Raw genomic sequence first — 11,617 nt, forward strand, 5'->3', positions numbered from 1 at the left:
GTCAGCGGCGGCGGGCCCGCCGTACCTTCAGCTCCTCGAACCGGGGAGCGTCGCCCTCCCGCACGCGCTGCCACGCCCTGCGGTAGAGCTCCGAGGCCGGCTCGAAGGGCACGATCACGCCGAACGGCGCGTGGTCGTCGGTCACGTCGGCGAACAGCGGCAGCTTCCAGCGCTCCAGCGGCACGCGCGGCGACGACTGCGAGACCCAGCCGCCCGGCAGGAAGAGCGAGCGTCCGGCGCGGGTCCTGCTGGCCTCGACCACGAGGTCGGTGGCGGCCAGTTCGGCGCGTGCCGCCTTGAGCCGGGCCGGCTTCCAGCCCGTCCACCGGGCCGTCAGACGGTCGGTCGGGTCGGGCATGGCGAGCAGCATCAGATACAGCGTGGCGGCGTCCTCGCCGAGGCCGTACTCCTTGGCCGCCTCGGTCACCAGGTCGGGCACCGAACGGCTCGGGTCCTGCGGCCACCAGGTGCCGTCCTTGCCCCGGTCGCCCGCGAGCGGCTCCCCGGGGTCCGCGAGCAATGCCGCGAACCGCTGGTCGCGGACCAGACGCAGGGCCACTTCGGCGGTGTAGGGCCGCTGGTTGTCGACGCGCACGGCGGGCAGGTACGGGTCCTGGCCCGCCTCGTCGAGGAGAGCGACCCGCACACCCGGAGCGGGCTGGTCGTCATGGGTTGCCAGGACGACGGCGCCGTACCGTTCGAAGCCAGGGCCGGTCTCCGTGGGGGCTCCGGCGGTCTTCCGGAAGTCGGGGAGGCTGATGTAGCGCCCCAGGTCGAGCATCAGCCCGGGGTGGGCGAGGCGTTCCCGCACGGCGGTGAGGACCGGCGGCAGCGCGGCCCGCACCGGGTCGCCGGCCGGCAGCCGGTGGGCCAGCCAGGCCGTGAGACCGACCGCGCCGACCAGCGTCTCCGCCGTGAACCCGTCCGCGTCGTCACCGACGGGCCGGACCCGGTCGCCCTTGACCGCCCACTCCAGATCCCGGCTGAGCCGGGGAGAGCCGGCCGGGTCCAGCAGTTCGGGCAGCGCCCGCCGGACCGGCCAGGACGCGTGTCTGAAGGTGCGGCCCGCGTCGCCGAGCAGTTCCTCGGGCACGGCGACCCGCTTGCCGACCCTGGCGTTCCACACCGCGGCGGCCGCGGCCACGTCCGGGCCCTCGGTCCACAGCCGGGCGGGTTCGGCGGGCACGAGCGCGCCCACGACCGCGGCACGCACCGTGCCGTCGACGGCGCTCAGCTCGTCCTTGGCGACCGCCGCCGGGGCGACCTTCACCCCGATGAGGGTGCGTGCCTCGGTGCTCAGGAAGCTCCGCTCGTAGACGTCGATGCCCGGCAGACCGGCCACGATCAGCCGGGCCATCGTCTCGGTCACCCCGGTGAGGCGGGCGAACTCCTCGGCGGCCTCCGGGAACCAGGGGGCCGGTCCGCGCTCGGCCAGCTCGGCGAGGAACCTGCCCAGCCGTCCCGTGTCGGGGTCCTCGCCGAGCGGCTCCGACGTCAGCACCTTGTACGGCTGCGGCGTCTCGAACCGTCCGGACGGGTCGTGGAAGTAGCCGGTGAACGTACCGCCGTCGTCCTCCAGCAGACGGCGTCCGGTGACGGCGAGGAACGCGCCGTCGGCCAGCGGGAGCAGCCCGTTCCACGAGCCGTCGCGCCATTGGCCCGCGGAAGTGCGCAGCGGGGCCGCGGGCACGTGCAGGCTCATCTTGCGCCAGCGGTCGGACGCGGCGGGGCCCAGCCCGAGGCGGTCGAACTCGGCGAGCAGCGTGCGCAGCACCTCGCGGTGCTCCTCGGTGGTGGTGCCGGACGCCGCGCGGTAGGCCAGTGCGGCCGCTCGATCGAGCAGCGACTCCAGGTCCGGCTGTCCGACGGGCAGCGGGTGACCGTCGAGGTGGAGCCGGACGTCCGGCCGGTCGGGCAGGGCTGTCCCGGAGAGTCCGGCGGCCCGGGCGAGGACACGCAGGGAGCGGAAGACGGTGTCGGCCTCGTCGTCGCCGTTCCACCAGTAACCCCTGGAGGTGCCGAGTCCGCTCGTCGCCGCAGAGAGGATGCTGTCCGCCGGTCCGGCGGGTCCCTCGTCCTCCAGGTCGCCTTCGAGGGCGCGGGTGAGCCGAGCGGCCGCGGCGTCCAGCACGGCCTGCTGCGCCGCGGCGTAGCGGGCGACTCCGGCGATGCCCGTCACGAGGGCTTCGTGGGTGACCGGAAGGAGGGTGCCGATCGCGTCGGGCAGCGCCTTCTTGTCGGCGCTCGCCGCGGCGGCCAGCAGCGCCGCGGCCGTGTCCCGGTCGATGTTCCGCAGCGCCTTGGACCCTTCCGGGTCGCGCGGTGTCAGGCACTCCCAGTACTGCACGGGCGGCAGCAGCAGGGTGCCCTCGCCGAAGTCGCCGGGGGCGCGGTCGGTCTTGGCCCAGGAGGTGACGGTGCCGTCCGCGTCGACCAGTTCGAGTTGCCAGTTGTTGCGGACGACGGCGGTGGCCCGCTCGGCGCCCGGGAAGACGAGGAGCGCGCTCGGATTGCCGGCCTCGGCGGGCAGGGTGACGGTGTGTCCGGCGAGGTTTTCGGCGCGCCGTGAGCCGTCGGGCAGTTCCACGACCCGCAGGCCGACGAGGCCGCCCACGGGAGCGCAGGCCGAGGTGGGGTCGGCGGTGGGGGAGGGGCGCAGCCGGCCGCCCGCGAAGCTGCTGCCCTCGGGGGCGTCGCGCAGGGCGTCGGCCAGGAAGGCGGGGCGGCTCATGCGACCGCGCTCGTTCGTGGCCGGGTCGTACTCGTACCAGCCGTGCGCCTCGCGGTCCTCGGAGTCCGCGTGCCACACCCAGTAGGAGGAGCCGTCGAAGAGCAGCGGCCGCTCCTCGGGCAGGGTGGTGTCCCCGGCGTGCAGGACGCCGCGTCCGGTGGTCCGGCCGCCGTCCGGCAGGGGCAGGGTGATCGGGAAGTCGGCCCGGTACCAGTCCATCTCGGTGCCCCGGGTGGCGTGCGGTCCCTTGAGGGACTCGACGCGGTCGGCACGGGGGTGCCAGTAGCCGCGCAGGCCGTCCTTGCGGGAGTTCCAGTAGACGAGCAGTTCGCCGTCCACGTGATGGAACCCCGGGTCGCCCGACACGTCGTTCGCGGGCAGTCGCAGGTCGTGGGTGAGCAGGGTGCCGTCGGCGCCGATGACCCGCGCCTGGGCGTTGCCGGCGACGACGAGGTGGGGCCAGGCGTCGGCGACGATGATGTCCTCGACCCGGTCCTTGGGGACCAGGGCGGCGGTCGCCTCCTCCCAGGCCGGCCAGCCCAGTTCGTCGAAGAGCCCGGCGCGCAGGGTGCGCGCCAGCACGGGTGCGAGGTCGGTGCCGACCGCGGCGCGGACGTCGTCCTCGGCCAGCGCCAGGGCCTCGGCGGGGAGCCAGCCGAGCCGGGTCAGCGCGTTGGGCAGGCCGGGCAGCCCGACCGCGGTGAACCGTCGCACGACCGTGCCGACCCACTCCGCCAGCCAGGGGCGGGCGCCGGGCGACACCGACAGCAGACGGATGGCCCGCAGCCCCTGGTCGTTGTTGTGGAAGCGCTCCGCGCCCCGCAGGAAGGCGTCCCGGAAACGGGAGTCGGCACCGAACAGCACCAGGTCCCGCTGGCCCTCGCCCACGGCCCACGCCGTCAGCGGCAGGGCCTCGTCCTTGTCCGGGGTGGCCACCGGCACGTCCAGGGACAGCAGCAGATCGATCAGGTCGATGTCGTGCAGCACCTTCAACGCGCCGCCGGAGGCCGCGAGTTCGGCACGAAGGCCGGGCGCCATCCGCTCCACCAGCGGGTACAGCTCCGGCATCCGGGTGGAGGCGCGCCAGGAGCGGGCCCGCTCCCGGAACGTCAGGAAGCGCTCCAGCCAGCCCGCCGTGCCGTTGCCCGGGCGCTCCTCCGCGGGCAGGGAGTCGTCCCACAGCCCCGCCGTCGCGCCGGACGACTCCAGCACCTCCAGCCACATCGCGGGCATCGCGCTGTCGGCACTGGCGGGGAGCATGTCCAGGAGGATGCCGCGCACACGTCGGTCCCGTTCGGCCAGCGCCACCAGGGCGGCATGGTGGCCCTTCCACCAGCCGGCCGCGGCACGCAGCGTCGCCGGCAGGCCGAGCAGCTCGGCCAGATAGTCCTGCTCGGCACGGTCGGCGTCCTGGTCCGCGGCACGGGCGAGCTTGCGCAGGTCGTTCGCCATCTGCGCGGACGGCGGCAGACCGCCCGCGGTGCGGCGCAGGCACAGCCGGGTGAAGCGGCGCAGCGCCTCATCGGCCGGTACCCGGGCGGCCAGCTCCTTGCCGTACGCCGACAGCACCTTGACCGGAAGGGCTCCGGCCAGCGCGAACTCCAGGAACACCGCGTCCAGACGCTCCTCCTCCACCGTCAGCCCGTGCTCCGCCTCGGCCTTGCGGGCCCGGGTGAACAACTGGGCGGCGTAGGTGGCGTTCTCCTCGGCCAGGAACACCCGTCCTGCCTGCTCGTAGAACGTCGGCAGGAAATGCGGGACCGACGCGGCCAGCCGCTGACCGAGTTCCAGATAGGCGTCCAGGGCGGCCTTCGGACGGGACTTCGCCTGTCGAGCCGCCCGCTCCAGATCCGGTACGACCCCCAAAGCGTGGTGGCCGTCCTCGGGGTGATGCACCAGCACCCACTCGGGAAAGCCCAACGACTGACGCAGCCCCAGCCCCACGACGGCAGGCTCGCCGTCCGGCTCCAGGCCGAGGAACCCGGCGGCGAGATCCTCGGCCGTCCCGAGTTCACCGGCGACCAGCCGCACCACCACACGGTCGTCGAGGCCCGGATGGCGGTAGGCGCGCGCCGTCAGCGGCACCGCGCGCTCGCCGCCCCCCTCGGTGTCCGGCGGCAGCACCGCGCCCGCCGTCAGCAGTTCCTCGTACGACACCTGCGTCCCCCCGCTCATGCGTTCTTGCCTTCCTCGATCACGCGCCCGGCATAGAGAGCCGCGGCCATCCGCATCCCCTCGGACCAGGCCACCGGTCCCACCTCCCGCAGCGGCAGGGCACGCCCGTCCTGGTCCTGCCAGGTGAGGCTGCCGGTCTCCACCGTGTCCTCCCAGTACGGCTCACCGATCCACACGCAGGCCTCCACGGTGCGCCCGCCGTCGCGGACCCGAGCGGTGGAGTAGCCCCCGGAGACGCGGTAGCCCAGCGAACTCGCCCGAGCGGCGAGGGCGAAGCGGGAACGGAACGAGCCGCCCGTGAACTCCCGTATCTCGGTGGCCTTGGGGTCGAGGTCGTCGGGTTGCCGCCAGGTCGCCCGGTGGATCTGCTCGACGCGCTGGACAATGCCCAGCTCCGCCGCGAACTCCCGGATGTCGTCGAGGTCCGGGAGCAGCACCGGGTGCGGCAGGGTGACCGTGCGCGGCGACAGCCGTACCGTCTCGCCGTCCAGGTTCACCACCCGCAGCTCGCCGTCCTCGGTGGCCCCCCGCAGGAATCCGACCTCCTCCGGGTCGTCGCCCACCACGGCCATGTCACGCAGCGCGGACTGCCAGGCCTCGTCCGGCCACACCCGGGCCAGCAGGCCGGTGGGCACGGGCAGCGACGACACCATCCAGGAGTCGACCTGTGCGACACATGCCGCGGCGTGCCGATCCAGCCATTCGGCGAAGCGCCGCAGCCGGTCCACCTCCGGGTGGTCGCGCAGCGCACGCGGCAGTGATTTCAACTGCCGCCCCGCCGACCGGCCCGAGGTGGCACGCGCTGCCACCCGTCCTTCCACCAGGGCGACTTCATACCCGTCACCCGCCGAGAGCCAACCCACGAGTCCCCGCCTTCCGCACCAAGACAGCAAGAAGAAAGCACAGTTCAGCCGGGGATTTCCCGGCGCCAGTGCGACGATGTGAGGAACGTTAGCGGCGATCACTGACAATCGGCCCCCCGAGCCGATGCCTGGACTCGGGGGGCGTCTGCGGAAAGGGCGGCGACCGCCTACGTCAGAGGTCCGCGCGCTGGGCGCTGAGCTGCACCGTCGCGGACGGGAGCGCGCTGTTTCAGCCAGTTCGCACGTGCATGAAGGTGCGTCTGAAGTGCTGTGCGGGCGGGGCCGGTTCGTGACGGCGTGTCATGCCGCCACGAACCGACCGGGCCGCGGTGTCACATGTAACGGCGCCTGGTGCGGCGCAGGAGAACGAAACCGGAGATGAGCAGGACCGCTCCGGCAGCGGCCGGCCACAACTGCGTTCCGGTCTCGGCGAGACTGCCGTTGCCGCCCTGCGGAGCGGGCTGGGCATCGGCCGGAGGCTGCGCCTCGACGCCGGTCGAGTTGCTCTCGGACGCGCTCGGCGTGCTGTCGTTGCGGGGGTACGACGTCGCCTCGGGGGACTGCGTGACGGGCTTCTCGGCGGTCGAGGGCGAGGTGTACGTCTTGGGCTCGTCCTCCGCGGGTGCGGTGCTCGCGTCACCGCTCGGTGCGTCGGCGGTCGGCGTCGGCTCTTCCTGCGGCTCGTCGTCGGATCCGCCGGGCTTCTCGGAACCGTTGTCGGAACCCGACCCCGGTTCCTGGCTCGCCCCGTTGTCGGAACCGTTGTCAGAGCCGTCGTCCGAGCCGTTGCCGTTGTCGCCGCCGTTGTCACCACCGTCGCCGTTGCCGGGCTCTTCGTCCGCGCCCGCTCCGCACTGGCGGCCGTCGTTGATGCAGCCGACCATCTCCCGCATCAGGCCCTCGTCGAAGACGTTGATGAAGTCACCGTGGTCAGTGACGGGCTTGTGCAGCTGCTCCGGGAACGAGTCCACGGCGAAGAGTGGAACGGTGCGGCCGCCATCCTGCAGGCTCGGCGCGTCGACGTCGTAGACGATGCGCTGGACCAGCTGCGGGATGGCCTGGAAACCGGCCGGGCAGGAGCCGTCGGCCTGGGCGAACGCCACATGGGTGCGGTGGTTGGCGCTGTCGATGTTGCGACCGTCCCAGCAGCTCTGGAACTTGAAGGTGCGGACCACGTCACTGCCCTGGGGACAGACCGGGTACTTGTCCTTCAACTGGCGGTCCTCGAAACCGGTGCAGCTCCAGGACGCGTTGGCGTTGGTGGTGCCGTTGACGAACGCCTTGGCGTCGCCGGTGATGATGCGCAGCAGCCGCGGCATGGCCGTGACCTTGCTGCTCGGGCTGCCGACGAAGGTGAGGGTGACGTCCTTGGGCGTGACGATCTCACCCGCGTTGCCCTCGGTGCCGCCGCCGGGAGCGCCCGCGTCCTGCTCCTGCGTGCCGTTCTGCAGACGCAGGACCGGCCAGTAGTAGGAGGACTTGTCGCCCTGGTCGACGCAGCTGGTGCCGCCGTCGGCCAGTTCGTTGTCGTCGGCGAAGGCGTTGTTGGCCTGGTTGCCGATGTAGTCGTGGAAGTGGTGGGCGCCGTTGGACACGCCGGGCGCCACGATCACGTTGTCCGAGTTGAACAGGCCGTTCGCGTTCACGCCGCAGCTCGTGGCGAAGGTGCCACGGGAGGCGTCGGCTCCGGCGTTCGGGGCCTGTGCGGCGGGCGGTGCGGTGGTGATGTCGGCGAAGTCGGCGGCGACGGGGCCGTTGCCGGACTGGCCGCCGTTGCCCTGCTGCTGGCCGCCCTGGTCCTGACCGTCCTGCTCCTGGCCGCCTTCTTGACCCTGGTCGCCCTCGCCGTTCTGGCCGTCCTGGGATCCGTCCTGCCCGTCGGCCTGGTCGTCGGACTGGCGCAGCGTGCACGCCGCCAGCTCGTCGAGGCCCTCGGGGCGCTCCCCGGCGCGTTCGAGAGCGGCGGCGATGCGCTCGATCGTCGCGGCCCGGTTCTCCGCCAGCGGATCCATGATCCCGCTCGCGGCGGCCTCGTCACCCCGCACCGCGGGGTCCTGCACCTTCTGGTACGCCTCGGCTATCTGCTGATCCAGCTGGGCGAGCTCTTTGTCGACCTCTTCCCTCGCGTCGTCCGGCACGTTCGTCAAGGTGTCGCCCACGTCGGGGCAGTCGATCGTGCCCGCCTGCCAACCACCGTCGGTCGTCTGGCTCGTGTCGGGGCTGCCTTCGGTCGCGGAGGCGTACACATTCACCGCCACCAGGCCACCACCCCCCAACATCAGAGCTACGGCTGCGAAGGTCGCACGTCGTGCACCTGTTGGGCGTCTGCGATTACTGCGTCCCACGGAAGTACTCCTGCGCCTGTCGTCCGTCCCGGCATATAAAGCCCCCCGGCCCCATACGGATGGTGAGTCCCGTCTGTTCAATCGCATCGGAAACTCACAGCACTTTGACAGGTGACGGGGGCGGCGGGGATGTCGGAGGCGCCGTCGTGGTGCCTTCGCGCGTCAGTCCCAGTCGGAGGAGGGTTGATCGACACGGCCCCCCTTGTGGGGTGCGCGAACGTAGCCCTCGGCGCCATCGGGCAGGGCGGCCACACACGCGGACGAGCAGGCATTGACCAGGAGAGGCAGCACGTCCGTGGCCACCCGGAGCGAGATCCAGACCTGATGGAGGCCGCGCTGCCCGACCGGCCGTTCGCAGACACTGCAGTGGTGCACGGCGGTCGCTCCCCACCGCTTGGGGTCGAGGTCGGCCGTATCGGGCTCCGTGACGGAGTCCTGGGACGGCTGCAGACGGGGGAAAGGCGGCCGCAGCTTGTAGTTGCCGAACAGGGCGCGGGTGCTGACCGTGCTGGAGACGAGCCTGCGGCACCGGGTGATCTCGTACGGGAACCAGTGCAGCCGGTAAGAGGTGTACGGGGTGAACTCCTCCAGGCTGGTCATGGCCCCGATCTCGGGTGGAATCCGCACCAGGTTGCTGCCGTAGAGCATGAGGTGCCTGACCTCGGTGAGCGTGGCGATGCTCGGCGGCAGGGTGACGACCTGCCGTCGCTCCTCGGGGCTGAGTTCGACCAGGGGGCGGAACTCTTCGCGGCCGTCCGCGGCGGCCTCGTCGATGAGCTCCAGCAGGCGCTGCCAGCCCGGGGCGGAGGTGTCCTGACGTTCGCTGTGGAACCCGACCCTGGCGCGTGGGTGAGGCTTGGAGCCGTCGAAGCACGAGCAGCTGTCCGTGGAGGGCCCCGGCCCGCCTCGGCCCGGCGTCGACGTGTCGCCCCAGCGGTTCACATAGAGCGTCGGCTCTCTCTCGTCCGTCATGGCGCCAACATACGAGGGACCCCGCGGGCCCACCCAACGATTACCGGGCCCGTACGGTCAGCAGGTGCCCTGGCGCGGGCCTTCGACCGACTCACGCCACGGGCCCTCCGGCATCAAGTCGCCGAGCACGGACAACAATTGCGGCGGCTCGACCGGCTCCGGCTGCGAGTCCAGATCCGACCATGCGATCCAGGCATGAGTGTCCAGACTGGCCGCCTCGTCGGGGAGCAGACCGGTCCGTACGAGTGGTGGCCGCTCCTCGGCGTACTGCGCGAGAAAGAAGAGTTCCGTGCCGGTGTACCGCTTGCCGTTCCACCGCACATCACGGTCGACCGGCAACGACCGGTCAAGCACGGCAGCCGGGTCGAGGCCGGTTTCCTCGGCCAGTTCGCGACGCGCAGCCGCCAGTGGGGTCTCGCCCGGCTCGATGCCGCCACCGGGCGGCTCCCAGAGAAGTCTCCCGTCGAACGGATCACGCCAGCGCAGAAGAAGCACGCGATGGGCGGCGTCAAGACAGATGACCCGGGCGGCGGATCGATGTGATGTCCCCACCGCCCTGACGTTATGCGGTGCTCGAAACGCCGTTCAAGGCCTGGGCCACCCGTCACCACCCGCTCCGCCTCGACCGCGACTCACGGGTATGGGCTCAGACATGCAAGGTGGGCCGGTAGACGAGCTCCTGGATGTGGCTGTCGAGCGTCCGGTGCTCGATGAGTTCGAGGTCGAAGTCGGCCGCCCCCTGGAAGATCGCGTCCGCCCCGGTCTGACCGGTGATCACGGGGAAGAGGGTCACCTGGACCCGGTCGACGAGACCGGCGGCCATCAGTGCCCGGTTCATCGACAGGCTGCCGTGCGAGCGCAACGGCACCTCGGACTCTTCCTTGAGCCGGGCGACGACGTCGACGGCGTCACCGCTCGCGACATTCGCGTCCGGCCAGTCGAGGGGGCCTTCCAGGGTGGTCGACACCACCGTGGCGGGCAGGTTCCTCATGCGCGTCACCCATGGGTCACGCACGTCGGACTCCTCGGTGCTCGCGGCCAGCATGCGCGCGAACGCCTGATACGTGTTCGCTCCGAACACCATCCGCTGCTCCTCGCTGTACAGGGCGAGGCGGTGGTCGAGGAGTTCGGGGCCCTGCTTGCCCCAGTAGCCGGTCCAGTTGCCGCCGGCGGCGCCGTAGCCGTCGAGGCTGGAGAAGACGTCGAAGGTGTAGGTAGCGGTCACGATGCTCTCCTTGAGGACGGGGTGCGATTGATCGTGTGTCGGGGATGGAGACCGGAGATCACGGCGAGACTCATCGCTCTTGAACCGTTCCCCTGCCCTGGGCGCCACCCTTGGCCTGATCGAGTGATCGAGGCAAGGTGTTCCGGCCGGCCGCGATCACCCCGCGCAAGGGGAACGCGATCAGCAGCGCGACAGCGACCATGAGTCCGCTCGACCACGGCGGTCCGAGAACCCCGGCCGGACTGCTGAGCGTGGATGCGGCGATGAGGGGTCCGACGGTGGCGCCGACGTTGAGTGCCGCCGTCGCGTACGAGCCGGCCATGGTGGGGGCTCCCGCAGCCTCGTAGAGGACCCGTGTGATCAGAGTGCTGCCCAGCGCGAACGACAAGGCGCCCTGTACGAACACGAGGGTGAGCAGGGCGACCGGCTCGTCGGCCAGTACCGCCAGGGCAGGCCAGCCGATGAGCAGCAGCGGACCACCGACCGCGATGACCGAGCCGGGCTGCCGGTCGGACAGACGGCCGGCGACCGTGACCCCGGCGAAGGAGCCGAGGCCGAAGAGGACCAGGGCGACGGACACCCACAGGTCACTCAGCCCGGCGGAGTCGGTCACGACGGGTGCCAGGAAGGTGAAGCCGGCGAAGGTCGCCGCGTTCACCAGTGCGCCGAGCAGCATCACCAGAATCAACCTCGGCTGTGCGAGGAGGGCGAGTTCCGTACGCAAGGCTGGGCCGCCGCTCGCCCCACCATTCTCTCGTCCCCTCGGGGTCCCTTTCAGGATGCCGATGGCTGCGGGCAGGCAGAGGGCGGCGACCGCCCAGAACGTGGCTCGCCAGCCGAGCAGCGTGCCGAGTACCGACCCACCGGGGACACCGGCGATCGTGGCCACCGTCGTGCCCGACAGCAGCACGGCCAGTGCGCGTCCCTTCTTGTCGGGTGGGACGAGCGTGGCGGCGGTCGTCAGCGCGACGGCGAGGAACCCTGCGTTCGCGAGCGCGGCGACGACCCGGGTGGTGAACAGGACCGGGAAGCTCGTGGTGACGGCGCCCACGGCGTGAGCTGCCGCGAAGGTGAGGACGAAACTGAGAAGAGTGGAGCGCCTGGGCCAGGTGCGGGCAAGCGTGGCGACAAGAGGGGCGCCGACGACCATGCCGATGGCGAAGGCGGAGGTGAGTACGCCTGCCGTGGCGACGCTGATATCGAGATCCGACGCGATGTCCGGCAAGAGGCCGGCGAGCATGAACTCCGAGGTGCCCATGGCGAAGACCGCCACGGCAAGCAGATACAGGGGGAGTGGCATCGAGTG

At 71.7% G+C, this 11,617-nt stretch carries 7 protein-coding genes; all 7 read right to left on the minus strand.

Annotation, left to right across the window (positions count from 1 at the left end):
* Position 1: 1 nt before the first annotated feature.
* Complete coding sequence (locus OG381_RS43100; protein WP_327721422.1) at positions 2-4,906, minus strand: DNA-binding protein; 4,905 nt, start codon at positions 4,904-4,906, stop codon at positions 2-4.
* Complete coding sequence (locus OG381_RS43105; protein WP_327721423.1) at positions 4,903-5,769, minus strand: DUF4132 domain-containing protein; 867 nt, start codon at positions 5,767-5,769, stop codon at positions 4,903-4,905. Before OG381_RS43105 ends, OG381_RS43100 begins: the two co-directional genes overlap by 4 nt.
* 332 nt (positions 5,770-6,101) lie before the next feature.
* Positions 6,102-8,048, minus strand: coding sequence for a DUF1996 domain-containing protein (locus OG381_RS43110; RefSeq protein ID WP_327721424.1), 1,947 nt, complete (start codon positions 8,046-8,048; stop codon positions 6,102-6,104).
* A 228-nt stretch (positions 8,049-8,276) separates the two neighbouring features.
* Entirely contained in the window at positions 8,277-9,086 is an 810-nt protein-coding gene (locus tag OG381_RS43115; RefSeq protein WP_327721425.1) for a leucine-rich repeat domain-containing protein, read from the minus strand.
* A 57-nt stretch (positions 9,087-9,143) separates the two neighbouring features.
* Positions 9,144-9,638, minus strand: coding sequence for an NUDIX hydrolase (locus OG381_RS43120; RefSeq protein WP_327721426.1), 495 nt, complete (start codon positions 9,636-9,638; stop codon positions 9,144-9,146).
* 94 nt (positions 9,639-9,732) lie between these two features.
* The gene (locus OG381_RS43125) at positions 9,733-10,311 is read right to left on the minus strand and encodes a dihydrofolate reductase family protein (RefSeq protein ID WP_327721427.1); all 579 of its coding nucleotides are present in this window, start codon (positions 10,309-10,311) and stop codon (positions 9,733-9,735) included.
* Between the two features lie 70 nt (positions 10,312-10,381).
* Positions 10,382-11,611: a Cmx/CmrA family chloramphenicol efflux MFS transporter gene (locus OG381_RS43130; protein WP_327721428.1), complete on the minus strand. Its 1,230-nt coding sequence runs from the start codon at positions 11,609-11,611 to the stop codon at positions 10,382-10,384.
* Positions 11,612-11,617: the final 6 nt, after the last annotated feature.

The sequence above is a fragment of the Streptomyces sp. NBC_00490 genome, from assembly GCF_036013645.1.
Lineage (GTDB): Bacteria > Actinomycetota > Actinomycetes > Streptomycetales > Streptomycetaceae > Streptomyces > Streptomyces canus_F.